Below are 14,733 nucleotides of genomic sequence, written 5' to 3' on the forward strand. Positions count from 1 at the left end.
TTTTATATGGTTTGGTCTTTGTTGCCGCTCTTTTCTTCCTTGGCAGACTCTTTTTCGGCTTGTAAAGCTTTCACGACCATACGCGCCAAACCCGCCGCCATTCCTGAAAGAGCAAGTAAAACGGCGAATAATGGCTGCGTATGAAATTTCTCGTCCAACCAATTGCCACCCCAGACACCAAACGCTACCAGCACCGCAATTGCCAAGACCGCTTCGCCTGCAGAAGCCAGAGCCTTGGAGAGATCGTCGTTGCCGCCAAACTTAAATGCCATTTGTTGCGCCTTAATCTTGTCAACCAGACTATTCGGCTCAAGCGTACCACTTATTAAAATGCTAGCCAGGCTTGAATAGATGCCAATAGACCTCAATAAAAAACGTTTTGATAGACTTAATAAGGAATATCTTCAAGGAGCGCTCAAATGTTTAGTCGCCTGGTCACTCTAATAAAGGCATTCTTTAACAGCATCATGGGTAAGATGGAAGACCCGACAATGATGCTTGAGCAAACCTATGAAGATTTGCAATCAAATCTCATTCAGGTAAGACAAGCAGTCGCGCAAGCAATTGCTACCGAGAAGCAACTCGAACAGCAATTGAAAAAGAATCAGGAGCAAGCAGCTACCTGGCAAAATCGCGCAACGCTTGCTGTTCAACAAAAGAATGATGATCTTGCTCGCCAAGCTCTACAGAGAAAGCAACAATACACACAAGCTATTCATGATCTCGAAACACAGCTAAAACAACAAAGAGAACTCACAACCAATCTGCGCAATAAGTTGCAAGATTTGGAAAACGAAGTTCAAAAAGCTTACACCAAGAAACAAGTACTCATCGCTCGCGACAAAGCTGCACAAGCCACAGTCAAAGCCGGTGAAATTCTCTCGAAGACAACAGCATCCGGTGCGATGTCCGTGATGGAAAAGATGGAAGCAAAAGTTTCCGAGCGCGAAGCCAAAGCTGCTGCTCTCCACGAAATGGGCTCCGACAATCTTGACACCAAATTCAAGACCTGGGAAGGTCAAGCCGACATCGAAGCCGAACTCGCCGCCCTCAAAGGCGAACCAGCTCCTTCAACAAAATTGATCGTCGAAGAAAAAGAGCCGGTGCTTATCGAAGTGCAAGATGCTGAAACAGTAGAAGCACCGAAACAGGCTCAAGCTGAAAACGAAGGCTAAGCGTCATTTGCTCTTAGGTGGGCTTCGCCTTCAAAGTATTCCTTGAAGTTTCCGTTGAGAATTGCTTCGCGACATTCACGTGTTTTTTTGTGTAGGTAAACGATGTTGTGAATGGAAAGCAAAGTTGCTGCGGCCATTTCTTTCATGCGGACTAAATGCGAAAGATAAGCTCGTGTGTGGTTTGTGCACGTATAACATTCACATCCCTGCTCCAATGGTTGAAAGTCTTCGATAAAACAAGCATTGCGCAACGACACGCGACCATTGCTTGTAAATGCGGCACCATGTCGTGCCAGACGAGTGGGAAGCACGCAATCAAACATGTCTATGCCACATCTAATAGCGTATGCAATATCCCACGGCGTACCAACGCCCATTAGATAACGCGGTTTATGTTCTGGTAGAAGCGGAGCCGTGTACAAAACGACACGCTCAATTGCTTCGCGCTCTTCACCGACCGCAACACCACCAATTGCAAACCCCGGCAAATCATAACTTGTAACTACGCGGGCTGATTCCGTACGCAACTCTTCGTAAATGCTTCCCTGAACAATTCCAAACAATGCTTGGTCATGTGCACGCTGATGAGAGATAACGCACTTTTCTAACCAGTTGTGTGTTCGAATCATCGCTGCTTTTGCTTCGTCATAAGTGGCAGGATTTTTCACACACTCGTCAAACGCCATGATAATGTCTGGTCCAAGAGCATTTTGTATCTCCATTGATTTTTCCGGGCCGATGAAGTGCTCTTGTCCAGTGCGATGATCTTTGAACATCACACCGTTATCACCAATTTTTCTCAGCTCATCCAAACTGAAAACTTGAAAGCCGCCTGAGTCTGTGAGTATTGGTCCGTCCCATCCGGAAAACTTGTGCAGTCCGCCTGCTTTCTTAACCAACTCATGACCGGGTCTCAGGTAGAGGTGATATGAATTGGCGAGAACTATTTGCGATCTAGTCTGCTTTATCTGGTCCCAGCTAACAGCTTTTACGGTTGCATTTGTACCCACCGGCATAAACACCGGCGTTTCGACAACACCATGAGGCGTAGTTAGCTTTCCTACGCGCGCGCCGGACCACGGACACGTGGCTTCGACTTCGAAGCTTATTGCTTGCTGAAGGGTCTGACTCATGCGAGTCATAATAGTCCATTAGCTTAGAAACTTGCCTTAATTACTTAAAAACCAAACTGGGATCTAAGCAAGCTGAGCCCTTGCTGCATCAAGCCGTTGCCGGTTGAACCCTGGAGCAGTCCACCCAATCCTGATGATTGGTTGTACGGAGTCAGGTACGGATCAGCATATGGGCTTCCGTATGCTGAAGTTCCGTAAGCATCGTAAGGTGAGCCGTACGAATTGTAAGGTGAACCATAACCGTACGGGTTACTTGCCTGTAGGCTGCTTGGGAAATAGCTGGGCACACCACCTGGGAAAAGTTGAGAGAGAGCAGGGAAATTTGTAGTTTGATTTGGGTTCATAGCGCCATACTGAGCACTATTTTTCTGAGCTTTCAGCATGTTGATTTCATAATCCAAGTTCTGCCAGGCAGCTTTCGGCTCGCCGTGCTCTTTCATTGTGTCTCTCATATCTTTTAGTTGTTTTATTCTATTGTCGATCACGTTTTTATAGTACGCATATTGCTGCGGGTCTAAAAGAGCGCCGTCCATGTCACGGTACTTGGTGCCCGATATGACTTGCTGCCCACCGTCCATTCTTCCACCATATAAATAAAGGTCTTGTGCAGCGACTGTGCCTTTGATTACACCCGTCGCGTCATAGTAACCACCGTCACGGCTTTGTTGCCAGACAGGCTGGTGTCCGGGAACGCCCAAAAATGTCGCCTGAGAAAACGCCGGCGGCATCGCCAGTAGCGCAAGGCTCAACATCAACATAAGACGACTCATAACCGGGACCTCCAAAAGGGTAGTAAGGGAATGGACGAAGCCGTCCATCCTAAGTTCCCTAAGATTCTTGTGAACTATACCTTGAGCAGTGTCATGCCAGCCTTGGCAGCAGTCTTATCAAAAGTTACTACTGACTCGCACCCATGCGCATGGGCAATGCGCTCAATAAGGTAATCACTGAAATCAGCTGGTCCACCGTCAAATAACTTGAGAGCCTGCCAAACAATGTCCGCGTCTTGCACTGCGAGTTGCTTGGTGCTGAGAATTTGGCGAAGCAAACGGATCACATCCTCTCGAGATGCATCGTAACAGCTTTCGCATACCCAAACCAGCTCAACGAGCGTAACAAGTCCTATGAAGCCAGGATTATCTGGAGAACATTCGGACTCAATAAACTGTTCGGCCCTTGCAGATTGAGTTGAATCGTCTTGTGCTACGTATCGAACCAATACATTGGTATCAAGTGCGATCACTTGCCTGCTCCGCGACGCCGTATTGCCGCGCGCATATCTTCAATAGAGACATGCTTAGCCGGTTTTTTGAGTAGTCCTTTAAGAGAACTCACATCCTCAATTAGCGGCTTGATCGAAAACTCACCATCACTAACTTCTACAAATTCTATGCGGTGACCAGCATCAATCCCTAGTCTCTGCCTAACCGATTGAGGTATGGTTATTTGTCCTTTGCTGGTAACCGTGGCTGTCGTCATTACTCCTTACCAATTGCAGTAAATCTTACCTGTTTGCTCCTTCCTTACTATAGCGTAAGGGAACACACTTTGTCAAGGAGCTCATCCAGTCAGCTAGAATAGGTAACGTAGATTCGACGCTTACTTGACAGGGGTACCCGATGCCGACAGCAGACGTGCGAGTAACTGTAGACTCCGTCGTTTTGACTGTGCAGGAAGACACCCTGGAAGTACTACTTATTAAGCGCAAGTACGAGCCTTTCAAAACTAAGTGGGCGCTGCCGGGTGGATTTCTTGAGACTTCGGACAAAAGCCTGGAAGATGCAGTTGCCCGCGAATTATATGAAGAGACCAATGTCTCAAACGTCTATCTCGAACAGTTATATACGTTCGGCGACAAAGGTCGTGATCCCAGAGGTCGTGTCGTTACTGTTGCCTATCTTGCCCTCATTCGTCAGGAGGGTTTTGAACTGCGCACTAGCTCTGAGGCATCAGGGGTTGCCTGGTGGCCGGTCAACGCACTTCCAGATTTAGCTTTTGACCACGAACGCATCATTAGCTATGCGCATCAGCGATTGAAAAACAAAATCGAATACTCACCGGCAGCATTTAAACTGCTGCCCGACAAATTTACTTTGCGCGATCTACAAATGATCTATGAGGGCGTACTGGGTAAAGCGATAGATAACCGCAACTTCCGAAAGAAGTTTCTCAATACAGGCGTTCTCCAAGAGCTGGAAGAAACGACCCAAGAATCATCCTTCAGACCGGCTCGACTGTATTCATTCTCGGAGGAAGACTTCGAGAAACTACCTGATCGCCCAGTTTTCGTATTCAGCTAAAAGCAACCGTTAACCTTACACTCGCACGCAGACCTATCGTCTGTATATATTACATTCTCAAGATGTCGGTCTCCTCACAGACATTATCCGACAAGGCTCATCCAGTGAGGCTTCTGAGCATCAGCCGGCTGGTCAACCGCGTTTAATAGACGCTCTAGTCAAGTTATGGTATAACGTAATTAGTACGTTTGCTTGGTTCCGACTTCACCGTCGAGAAGTAGATTAATTTAAGGAATCCACACCATGACCAACACGACAAACCTTTTAGCAACAGCCAAATTGCCGACCAGCGAGCAAATCCCAGCTACTGTCAATCGACCACTATTTAGCGACTGGGAAGAGCAGCTAATAGACAGGTCAATCAAATTCGCCTTCGAAGAAGACCTTGGCATTAATAACGAAGACATCACATCTTTGGCGACTGTGTCACCCGACACAGTCGTTTCTGCTTCTTTGGTTATAAAGCAGAAAGGCACGATTGCCGGACTCTACCTCTTAGAGAAGGTCTTCGGCAAACTGGACAAAGACATCTCCATCAAATTGCTAGGACGAGATGGCGACACGATTACTCAAATCCCGCACACGATTGCCACGATAACAGGCAAAGCCAGAGCGATACTTGCCGGCGAAAGATTAGCCCTCAACTACATCCAGAGACTATCGGGCATTGCTACGAAAACAAAGCAATTTGTTGAGCTGGCAAAACCGGAAGGCGTTCAAATCCTCAACACAAGAAAAACCACACCGGGACTAAGGACTCTTGAGAGAGAAGCCACTTATGTCGCCGGCGCCTTGAACCATCGCTTTGGACTGAGCGAAGGCATTCTCATCAAAGACAACCACATCAGACTAGCCGGCGGCATTCCGCAGGCAATCGCCAAAGTACGCGAGATGCATCCGGATCGCATCGTCGAAGTTGAGACCACAACTCTCAATGAAGTTCGCCAAGCCGAAGAAGCTGGAGCGGAAATCGTCATGCTCGACAATATGACGCCGCAAATGGTGACTGAAGCCGTAGCAATACTTGACGGCAAGGCTTTCATTGAAGTCTCCGGCGGAATTAATTTAGACAACATTTCTCACTACCTAATAAAGGGTGTCAACGGCATATCAATCGGCGGGCTGACACATTCAGCACCGGCGATAGATATTAGTCTTGAGGTTGAAATATAACCATGCTGCAAACAAAAATAATTCCGTCAGCGCTCACCGACCAGTTAAGACAAGACCAACTGGTTAAAGAAATCCGAGCACTGGCGAAAAAGCGCAACGCCGTTATTCTGGCGCACAACTATCAAATCCCCGAGATACAAGATGTTGCCGATTTCGTTGGCGACTCCCTGGGGCTTTCACAGCAAGCGCACAAAACATCTGCTGATGTTATTGCTTTCTGCGGCGTACACTTCATGGCTGAAACAGCAGCTATTCTATGCCCAGACAAACGCGTTCTCATTCCAGATCTAAAGGCAGGCTGCTCTCTAGCGGAGTCAATTAATATTGATCAACTGCGCGCCTGGAAAGCAGAGCATCCAAATGCCGTCGTTGTTTCATATGTAAATACAACTGCCGAAATTAAAGCTGAGACGGATTATTGCTGCACATCCGGCAATGCATTAAAGATCGTCCAATCTATTCCAGAGGACCAGGAAATTTTATTTCTGCCAGATCAATTTTTAGGATCTTGGGTGCAGAAAATGACTGGCCGCAAAAATATGCACATATGGATGGGTGAGTGTCACGTTCACTCGGCTGTTCCACCAAGCAAAATCGACGAGAAGTTAAAAGAGTATCCGAAAGCTGAACTTCTAATTCACCCTGAATGTGGTTGTTTAACTCCATATTTGGATCGCGTGATTAGACAAAACGGCACATGTCCATTAAAAGTTGCATCGACCGAAGGCATGATGAAACAAGCCAATACTTCATCATCCAAACAGTTTGTCGTTGCAACTGAAATTGGCATTCTACACAGACTCAAGAAAGAAAATCCCGAAAAGGAATTTCTACCCATCGACAATGAGATGTCCTGCAAATACATGAAGATGATTACACTCGAAAATTTGCATAACGCACTTAAAAATGACGAATTCCACGTAACAGTCCCTGAAGAGATTGCAAAGAAAGCAAGACTTTCAATAGACAGAATGATTTCTATTGTTTAAATCGGCGTTGCCAGAGGTTAAAAATGACATCAACAACAGATTCATTAAAATTTGACAGCCTGGTAGTTGGCTCAGGACTAGCTGGACTGCTCTCAGCCCTGGAGCTTGCCAATCAAGGTCAATCAGTCGCCCTTGTCTCAAAAGGTGCGCTTGTTGAATCTAATACTTCTTGGGCACAAGGTGGACTCGCTGCGGTAACACCTGCAAGTTTTCTCGATTCACCGGAAAAACACTTCCAAGACACAATTAAATCCGGCGCCGGATTAACCGATCAATTAACAGCGTGGCTCATAATTCGCGACGGCGCAAAATTAGTCGAAAAGTTAGGTCAACTCGGAGTCAATTTTGACATCAGAGAAAATAAAACTTTCGATTTAGCACTAGAAGGCGGTCACCGCCAACCTCGTGTCTTGCACTGCAAAGATACAACCGGCAGATCAATTACAACTGCATTAGCAGAACACGTGCGGTCACACGCAAATATCACAGTACTCGAACATTGCGCGGCACTAGATTTAATTGTTCAAGAAAATAATTGTCTGGGCGCTTATTTCATTAATGGCAAATCCACAATCACAATTCTTGCCAACAATACACTCCTTGCCTCCGGTGGAATTGGTCAAGTCTTCTCGCGTACAACAAATCCACTTGTCGCAACAGGCGACGGCATTGCAATGGCATACAGAGCAGGCGCGGCGCTTGCCGATATGGAATTTGTGCAATTCCATCCGACAGCTCTTTTCGTTAAGGATGCACCAGCATTTTTAATTTCAGAAGCAGTACGCGGCGCAGGCGCAATTCTCACTGACGACAATGAAGAGCCATTCATGCACCGCTTTCATGAAAACGGTGAGTTAGCAACGCGTGACATTGTCGCTCGCGCAATTCACACTACAATTCGCAGACAAGCTAAACCATATGTGTATTTAGATATGAGACCAATTGGTATAGAAAAGCTTGCCGAAAGATTTCCACACATCATCAATAATTGCCGCCATTGGGGAATTGATCCACTAATACAGCCCGTGCCTGTTGCACCTGCAGCACACTATTTCATGGGTGGAATTTTGACAAATGTTGATGGTCAGACATCGGTAGATAATTTGTACGCAATTGGCGAATGCGCCGCAAATGGCTTGCATGGCGCAAATAGACTCGCTAGCAATTCACTGTTAGAGGCAGGCGTAATGGCAATTCGCGTCACTCAGTGTATTGCTAAAAATGTAAGTCGGACAACAAAAACACATACCATTGGACCAGCGCGAAAATTAATGGCCGCTCCGCTAGATGCCGAAAAATTGAAAGAATCTCTCTACAAAAACGCCGGTATTGTGCGTAATGCTGAATCATTAACTGAGCTTGCATCATCATTATTCCAAGAATCGATGCTTGCACCACGCAACACTGTTGCGCAAGCAGAATCAGCAAATATGTTGATCATGGGCAAATTAATTGCTCGCGCAGCACTTTTGCGTACCGAATCAAGAGGCGCTCATTACCGCGCAGATCATCCACAGGATGATGAGCGCATGAAGCAGCGCCTAATTGTTATGAATGGAAAATGGTCCTGGCTTGAGCCGAAAGCAATTAGCCTCGACGACGACTGCGCTTCTCCTCAAATCCAGCCTGTTGCTCAGCCTTTAGCTGGAGACGTCTTTGCAATTGCGCAGGCGAAAAAGGAAAAGAACACCAACCGGCACCGCCCACAGGGCACGTCCCCAAAACATTCGTAATAGGTTTTGTTGAAGTACGTTTACGAACAGTGCGCACCAAGAGCTTTGTTGAATGAGCCATCATTGAGCCTCCTGTCTATATTTGTTTTACCACCAATAGCCCTAAATGGCCAAATTTTTGCATTTACTTATGCCTGGAAAGGCGCAACCAGCCTTGAATTGAAGGATTCTCATCCAAATGACGGTAAAAATCATCATTTAGATGGAAGGAAAATTGCAACGTAAAATCTACCTTTGTAGTGTTAACTACAATAGGTGGCCACAAGAACTATGAATTCAACAACTAATATATGGTCCCTAGACCGTCAGGTTCGCTTCACGTCCGCTGTACTAATTCTACTTGGTATCAGCTTGGCGTACACGATATCGCCATTTTGGATCTATCTTTCTGCATTTATTGCATTGGGCATGCTTTTGTCTGCTTTAACCGATAGCTGCGGCATGGGTCTTGTCTTAAGCAAATTGCCCTGGAATAGAACTGTTAAATCTTGTGCCAAGGATTGCCAAAATTGATTTCTGCGTTAACAATTGATGCAGTCAATAAGGCATAAAAAGTGAAAAGAATTATCTTCCTCGTAGCTTTAGTACAGCTGTCCTTCTTAGTCGAAACTGTTTCAGCCAATCCGCAAAATAAATTATCAAAATCGGCAATTGAAGGCAAAGCTCTATTTGCAACAATGAATTGCGCCAGTTGCCATACCGTAGGGCAAGAAGGTGGGTGCTTGGGCCCACCATTGGCAGGCGTCGGTTCCCGCCGCACGAAAGGATTTCTCGAAGCACGTCTTACAAATACAAAAGAAGCCGAACTGAAATTCCAATCGGAATATAGCTATCACGCCGAATTAATGCCGCATCCAAGGTTTGCTCCTGAGACGGCCAATAAGTTGATTGCCTACTTGCAAACATTGCCCAGTCCTAAAGGTGGCTTTCAAATAGAGCCTCATAAACCATTAGAGGCAAAGTCAAGAAATGCGAATGAAATCAAAGAAGCAACAGCAGCTGATATCGCTGAAGGCGCACGCAACTTTTACAAATTCGGTTGCGCCGCCTGTCATTCAATCGGCAATATTGGAGGATCATTAGGACCTGCTCTTGATGGAGTGGGCGGGTTTAGAGATCTTGATTTCATAACCGATCACATCACGGACGCGCAAATTCATACAAGAATGTTGAAGGGTGATGAAGGCACAAGCAAGATGCCTCACTTCAAAGCAACCGAAAAAGAAATTGACCAAATCGCGGCTTTTCTGTATACATTGAAGTCTAAGAAGTAGTTGGAGGGAATTGTGTCTGTAATTAGTGGAATACGTCTTGTTGTCTTTACCTTACTAGCATTATCTGTAACTTTGTCCTTTCAAATAACTGATGCAGCCGCAAAAGATCAGGCAAAAAAGAATCGCGCAACAAAGGTCGAAGGACAAACGATCTTCAATCAGTACTGTGCCAGCTGCCACCAGGATGGTGGCAATGTGACAGTACCCAGCAAAACAGTAGCCGGCTCCAACAAGTTAGCTACGGTTGCAGTTTTTAAAGATTATTTGAATAACCCTGTTGGGCACATGCCTTTCTACAAAAATGTTATAGATGACAAGGCTACCCTCGATGCACTCTATAGATATTGCAAGTCTTTGAAAAAGGAAAGTATCAAACAAGTGTCTCAAGAGCCTATGCCCAGCAATAAGCTCTAATGATTCGATTTCTTGTTTTTTGTATATCAATGCTTGTTTGCAGCTCAAGCGCGCAAGCATTGGATTTGCCCAGTGCAATACAACCCTATAGGCTGGAGCACTTCCCGACTCAAGAACAACTCTTAATTCGCCTCAAAGACCTAAAGGCAAAAGCTCTAAGCAAACCGGACAACAGCCAAATTCTCGTAAACCTTGCTGAGGTCGAAGGTCAGCTGGGAGATCTAGACCAAGCCATAAAACACGGCAGATCAGCTGCAAACTATGCTCCTGAAGACTTCAGAGTTCATCTGGTTTTGGCAAGACTTTTCCTTCTTGACCGCAACGCATTGGCAGCCAGGCTCCAGGCAGAAAGAGCCCTTGAGCTGATGGGCAAGACTGGCGATAGAACTGCTGCCCGGTGCTTGCAGATAACCGCTCTAATTGACCTGAAAGAGCTTTCAAAAGCAGACAAGCTATCAGCCTCGGAGTTCAAAAAGAGCCCTAAGGATGCCCGTTTAGCCTTCCTTAGAGGGTGGGTTTTGGCTGCTAACCAAGAGAAAGCGGCTCAGGAAGCAGCATTGAGCGCCTACAGGCAGTCTCTAATCCTCGATCCAAGCATGAACGAGTCCCATTACAACCTGGGGCTTCTACTGGCTCAACAAGGGCAAAATAAGGCGGCAATTGCCGAGCTAACCACCTATTTGTCTTCTTCGTCAGGGACATCCAGTAGTTCAACTGCCAAGTTAGCAGAAGATTTAATCTCCAAATTAGCCCATCAGGACTGAATTTCCGATCTCCTGGCAATCGACCTCGAAAAACCGCTTGATCTCCCAAATACAAGCGTCTAATAATTGTGGTGCCTCGCTTTCAGGGGTTCCAAGGATGAACAGGTGGAAATGCCTTTTCACCCACTCGTATATCTACTGGCCAGGCTCGTATTTATCCCATCGCAATCCTTGACAGTGAATACCGTAATGTAGTCTAATGCGAACTGTGGATTGGTATGGGTTTCAAGCGATTTAGATGCGCATAAAAGAGATCGAACTCGACAACTTTAAGTCGTTCGGAAAGCGCACTGTTGTACCGCTTTTACCAGGCTTTACGACAATTTCCGGACCAAACGGCTCCGGCAAGTCGAATATCATCGATAGTTTGTTATTTGCATTAGGACTGTCTTCTACGCGCTCGATGCGTGCTGAGAGACTGCCCGACTTGCTCAACAACTTGAGCGGCAAGAACGAAGCCCGAGTAACCGTACGCTTTACGGATGACAAAGGCAATGAGCTCGAGGTAGTCCGCCGTATTCGCGTCAAGGAAAACAGCTATACCTCGACGTATATGCTTAACGGCAGAAATACAACTCTCACTGAAATCCACGACGAGCTGATGAAATACAACGTCAGCCCGACAGGTTTTAACGTCATCATGCAGGGCGACGTCACGGGAATTGTGACCATGAGCGCCAGCGAACGCCGTAAAATCATAGATGAATTGGCCGGCGTTGCCGAATTCGACAGACGTATTGATCAAGCAACAGATGAACTTTCATCCGTAGGCGAAAAAATTGATCACCAGAAAATTATTCTGACTGAAATTGCCGCTCGCATTTTGACTCTGCAATCAGATAGAGACCAAGCTCTCAAATATCTTGATTTGAAAAAGCAGAAAGAAAGCATTGAACGTGACTTGGTATTCGTCCGGGTAAAAGAAGGCGAAGCCAAATTAGCTGCTGAATTAGCCAGACTAACAAGCCTCAACGAGCGTGAAGAGCATTTACTTGCCGTCCGCGAAAAGGCTGAAATGGATCTTTTCCAATTGCGCTCCGAAATGGGTCGCATTGACGAAGAGATTCGTGACAAGGGTGGCAACGAGCAGATATTACTCCGCCAGGAACAAGAAAACCTGCGCGGTGAATTGACTCGTGAAGAAAACAGACTTGCATCCGTCACAACCGCTGCTGAAGAAAAAGGCAAATTGCAAAAGAGCTTACAAGCTCAAATTAAGACCATTGATAAACACATCAATGACTTGAACAAGCACAGAAAGCAAAGCGAAATTGATATCAAGGCTGTAAAAGAAATTTACGCCGAGAAGGAAGCTGCACTTGCTGTAATTCAAAGTCAGATTGATGAATTGCGCCAAGCTAAAGATCGTTCGTCAGACAAAGTAACTTCCACTTATTCAACTTTGCAGAAGTTGAGAGAAGAAAAGCACGAACTAGAAGTTAAGTGCACCAAGCACAGCAGCCGTAAGGAAGAGCTCGAAAGAGGTCTTGAGTCCTTACGCTCTTTTGTCACAACAAATATCAGTAAGTCAGCTGAATCCAAAGGCTTAGTTCTCTCGTTAGAGCGTAAATACACAGATGTCCAAGCGTTGGCACTGGGTATGGAGCGCAACGTTCGTCAGCTGGAAGACGAAATGGCTTCAACCAATGAAGACATTGAGATGAAGCGCAAGGAATTGGAAGCAATCAACAGACGCATCATCGAGTTGGAAACCCACCGTGATGTTGCTGGTGAAAGCGGTTATGGCAGAGCTGTCGAAGCCATCTTAAAAGCTAATATCCCCGGTGTGCACGGCACAATTGGTCAATTGGGTAATGTTGACCAGCGTTACACAACAGCTTTGGAAATTTGTATTGGACCAAGACTGGCTCACATTGTTGTAGATGACGACCAAGTAGCTCAAGAATGTATTGAATACTTAAAGTCACACAAAGCCGGTCGCGCGACATTCGTTCCTCTAAATAAGATAGTCACGCAACCACCAGGCTTATTGCCTGATCGTCCAGGCGTAATTGACTATGCCTATAACTTAATTGACTTCGATCCTCGTTATTCCAAAGCCTTCCAATATGCTTGCGGACAGACAATTGTCGTCGAAGACATGGAAGTTGGACGTAAGCTTCTCGGTCAAGCTCGCATGGTCACACTGCCAGGCGAACTGTTTGAAAAAGCAGGAAGTATCACTGGTGGTACAGACAGTAAAGCCAAACTGCACTTTACAGGCGGCAAGGGTGAAAACGACCTCAATACTCTGCAATTAAAGAGCAAGAGCCTACTTGGCTATATCCAAGGATTGCAGGACGCTCTCAAAGAATTGACAGCAACCATCGCTGAAGATCGTGAAAAGCTCAAAGATGTTCACACGCAGCTGGCCAAAGAACATGCTGAACTTGAAGGCAAGCGCAAAGAGTCGGAAAACATCGACAAAGAAATTGAAGAAGCTAAGCCTAAGCTGAGAGCTAATGGTGACGAGATTGAACAGATTGATAAAGATCTGGATCAATACTCCAAGACTTTGGCTGACTTGGACAAGCAGATCGGAAAACTCCACGAAGAAGTTGCCGATATCACAAGCTCCGGTCAAAGAAGCGAAATTGATAAGCTCATTGGTCAAGCTGAAGAATTACAGATTGAACTTGAGCACATTGGTCAAAACGTAAACGAAAACCAGCGCGAAATAGACCGCCTGGAAGCCGAAGAAAGAGTCGAGCAAAATACTCGCGCCGGCTTTGACGCACAGCTAGTCGAAGTGACTAAGGAAATCGACGAGCTCAAAGTAGAATTCCCGGGACATACTGCACGTATTGAAGAGCTGAAGAAGCAAATAGACGAGATTGAAGTTAAGGTCAACTCTCTATCTAATGAATTGACTCAGCTACGCGAACTCAAAGACCAGATCTATGAAAAGGTCACTGGCTGCGAGATTGAAAAGACCAAAATAGAGCAAGACTTACTCCACTTGGAAGAAGAGCGCCAGAAGTGCAAACTATCGCACGGTGCTTTGACCGAGCAATTAACTGTTCTGAAAGTCGAACTCGAGCAATTGCTTGCCGAACAACCTGATTACGAGCCACCATCTGCCGGTACTGTTGAACAACTGAAGATGCAGTCCGACAGGTTGGAAAAGCGCATGCGCGCCCTCGAGCCTGTAAACATGAAGGCTTTGGAAGAGTACGACTTAACCAGACAGCGCCAGCAGGAAATGGAAGAGAACCTGCTTACGTTGACCACCGAGAAAGACGAAATTCTCCAGCGCATTGCCGGCTACGACGAATTGAAGAAGCGCACATTTATGGAATCATTCGATGCCATTAACGCCAACTTCCAAGAAATCTTCCACGAACTCTCTCACGGTAGCGGTCGCCTCGAGCTGGAAAATCCGGAAAGACCATTCGAAGGCGGTCTCATTATCCGTGCTCAACCACGTGAGAAGAAGATGCAACGCATCGAGGCTCTATCCGGTGGTGAGAAGTCACTGACAGCTTTGTCATTTGTGTTTGCCTTCCAGCGTTATGCTCCGGCTCCGTTCTACGCATTTGATGAAGTCGACATGATGCTTGATGGTTCCAACGCTGAGCGCCTTGCCCGCATGGTCAAGCGTCAATCAGAACAAGCTCAGTTTGTTGTAGTAAGTTTGCGCCGTCCAATGATTGAAAATTCCAACCACGCTGTTGGCGTATCCTTGAGAGCCGATGGCTTCTCACGCGTGGTCGGTATCCAAGAAATTCAACTGCCTGATGAAGAACAAGCGGAAGAAGTGGTTGGGGCAGGTGTTTAA

Annotated in this window: 15 protein-coding genes; 10 read left to right on the forward strand and 5 right to left on the reverse strand. The window is 46.2% G+C overall.

Going from position 1 to position 14,733, the window contains the following annotated elements; all coding sequences use genetic code 11:
- Positions 1-2: 2 nt before the first annotated feature.
- Positions 3-272: an AtpZ/AtpI family protein gene (locus K2Y22_03450; protein ID MBX9877490.1), complete on the reverse strand. Its 270-nt coding sequence runs from the start codon at positions 270-272 to the stop codon at positions 3-5.
- A gap of 147 nt (positions 273-419) precedes the next feature.
- Between K2Y22_03450 and K2Y22_03455 the strand changes: the two genes are divergently transcribed.
- A complete protein-coding gene (locus K2Y22_03455) occupies positions 420-1,175 on the forward strand; it encodes a PspA/IM30 family protein (GenBank protein ID MBX9877491.1) in 756 nt (251 codons plus the stop codon).
- On the opposite strand, the gene tgt is transcribed toward K2Y22_03455, so the two are convergent.
- The 4 genes from tgt to K2Y22_03475 all read right to left on the reverse strand — a co-directional run bounded on the left by tgt (position 1,172) and on the right by K2Y22_03475 (position 3,787).
- Entirely contained in the window at positions 1,172-2,308 is a 1,137-nt protein-coding gene (tgt, locus tag K2Y22_03460) for a tRNA guanosine(34) transglycosylase Tgt (protein MBX9877492.1), read from the reverse strand. The genes K2Y22_03455 and tgt overlap by 4 nt on opposite strands.
- A gap of 44 nt (positions 2,309-2,352) precedes the next feature.
- Positions 2,353-3,078, reverse strand: coding sequence for a hypothetical protein (locus K2Y22_03465; protein ID MBX9877493.1), 726 nt, complete (start codon positions 3,076-3,078; stop codon positions 2,353-2,355).
- Positions 3,079-3,152: 74 nt separating this feature from the next.
- Entirely contained in the window at positions 3,153-3,551 is a 399-nt protein-coding gene (locus K2Y22_03470; GenBank protein MBX9877494.1) for a type II toxin-antitoxin system VapC family toxin, read from the reverse strand.
- Positions 3,548-3,787, reverse strand: a complete 240-nt coding sequence (locus K2Y22_03475; protein ID MBX9877495.1) for an AbrB/MazE/SpoVT family DNA-binding domain-containing protein — start codon at positions 3,785-3,787, stop codon at positions 3,548-3,550. The genes K2Y22_03470 and K2Y22_03475 overlap by 4 nt, the downstream gene beginning before the upstream one ends.
- A gap of 140 nt (positions 3,788-3,927) precedes the next feature.
- Here K2Y22_03475 and K2Y22_03480 point away from each other — a divergent pair, with 140 nt between their 5' ends.
- The 9 genes from K2Y22_03480 (at position 3,928) to smc (ending at position 14,733) form a co-directional block, all read left to right on the forward strand.
- On the forward strand, positions 3,928-4,608 hold the full coding sequence (locus K2Y22_03480; GenBank protein MBX9877496.1) for an NUDIX hydrolase: 681 nt from the start codon (positions 3,928-3,930) through the stop codon (positions 4,606-4,608).
- A 243-nt stretch (positions 4,609-4,851) separates the two neighbouring features.
- Positions 4,852-5,781, forward strand: coding sequence for a carboxylating nicotinate-nucleotide diphosphorylase (gene nadC / locus K2Y22_03485; protein MBX9877497.1), 930 nt, complete (start codon positions 4,852-4,854; stop codon positions 5,779-5,781).
- 2 nt (positions 5,782-5,783) lie between these two features.
- Positions 5,784-6,770: a quinolinate synthase NadA gene (gene nadA / locus K2Y22_03490; protein MBX9877498.1), complete on the forward strand. Its 987-nt coding sequence runs from the start codon at positions 5,784-5,786 to the stop codon at positions 6,768-6,770.
- A gap of 23 nt (positions 6,771-6,793) precedes the next feature.
- The gene (gene nadB / locus K2Y22_03495; GenBank protein MBX9877499.1) at positions 6,794-8,503 is read left to right on the forward strand and encodes an L-aspartate oxidase; all 1,710 of its coding nucleotides are present in this window, start codon (positions 6,794-6,796) and stop codon (positions 8,501-8,503) included.
- Positions 8,504-8,773: 270 nt separating this feature from the next.
- A complete protein-coding gene (locus K2Y22_03500; protein MBX9877500.1) occupies positions 8,774-9,016 on the forward strand; it encodes a DUF2892 domain-containing protein in 243 nt (80 codons plus the stop codon).
- Positions 9,017-9,057: 41 nt separating this feature from the next.
- A complete protein-coding gene (locus K2Y22_03505) occupies positions 9,058-9,777 on the forward strand; it encodes a cytochrome c (GenBank protein ID MBX9877501.1) in 720 nt (239 codons plus the stop codon).
- Positions 9,778-9,789: 12 nt separating this feature from the next.
- Positions 9,790-10,191, forward strand: coding sequence for a c-type cytochrome (locus K2Y22_03510; protein MBX9877502.1), 402 nt, complete (start codon positions 9,790-9,792; stop codon positions 10,189-10,191).
- Complete coding sequence (locus tag K2Y22_03515; protein MBX9877503.1) at positions 10,191-10,955, forward strand: tetratricopeptide repeat protein; 765 nt, start codon at positions 10,191-10,193, stop codon at positions 10,953-10,955. Before K2Y22_03510 ends, K2Y22_03515 begins: the two co-directional genes overlap by 1 nt.
- Positions 10,956-11,193: 238 nt before the next feature.
- Entirely contained in the window at positions 11,194-14,733 is a 3,540-nt protein-coding gene (smc, locus tag K2Y22_03520) for a chromosome segregation protein SMC (protein MBX9877504.1), read from the forward strand.

Source organism: Candidatus Obscuribacterales bacterium (genome assembly GCA_019744775.1).
Classification (GTDB): domain Bacteria; phylum Cyanobacteriota; class Vampirovibrionia; order Obscuribacterales; family Obscuribacteraceae; genus SBAT01.

What these genes read in the sequence shown, in the direction of transcription:
- K2Y22_03450 (MBX9877490.1), bottom strand. Translation starts at nt 272, where the DNA reads ATGGCATTTAAGTTTGGCGGCAACGACGATCTCTCCAAGGCTCTGGCT.
- K2Y22_03455 (MBX9877491.1), top strand. Translation starts at nt 420, where the DNA reads ATGTTTAGTCGCCTGGTCACTCTAATAAAGGCATTCTTTAACAGCATC.
- tgt (MBX9877492.1), bottom strand. Translation starts at nt 2,308, where the DNA reads ATGAGTCAGACCCTTCAGCAAGCAATAAGCTTCGAAGTCGAAGCCACG.
- K2Y22_03465 (MBX9877493.1), bottom strand. Translation starts at nt 3,078, where the DNA reads ATGAGTCGTCTTATGTTGATGTTGAGCCTTGCGCTACTGGCGATGCCG.
- K2Y22_03475 (MBX9877495.1), bottom strand. Translation starts at nt 3,787, where the DNA reads ATGACGACAGCCACGGTTACCAGCAAAGGACAAATAACCATACCTCAA.
- K2Y22_03480 (MBX9877496.1), top strand. Translation starts at nt 3,928, where the DNA reads ATGCCGACAGCAGACGTGCGAGTAACTGTAGACTCCGTCGTTTTGACT.
- nadC (MBX9877497.1), top strand. Translation starts at nt 4,852, where the DNA reads ATGACCAACACGACAAACCTTTTAGCAACAGCCAAATTGCCGACCAGC.
- nadA (MBX9877498.1), top strand. Translation starts at nt 5,784, where the DNA reads ATGCTGCAAACAAAAATAATTCCGTCAGCGCTCACCGACCAGTTAAGA.
- nadB (MBX9877499.1), top strand. Translation starts at nt 6,794, where the DNA reads ATGACATCAACAACAGATTCATTAAAATTTGACAGCCTGGTAGTTGGC.
- K2Y22_03500 (MBX9877500.1), top strand. Translation starts at nt 8,774, where the DNA reads ATGAATTCAACAACTAATATATGGTCCCTAGACCGTCAGGTTCGCTTC.
- K2Y22_03515 (MBX9877503.1), top strand. Translation starts at nt 10,191, where the DNA reads ATGATTCGATTTCTTGTTTTTTGTATATCAATGCTTGTTTGCAGCTCA.
- smc (MBX9877504.1), top strand. Translation starts at nt 11,194, where the DNA reads ATGCGCATAAAAGAGATCGAACTCGACAACTTTAAGTCGTTCGGAAAG.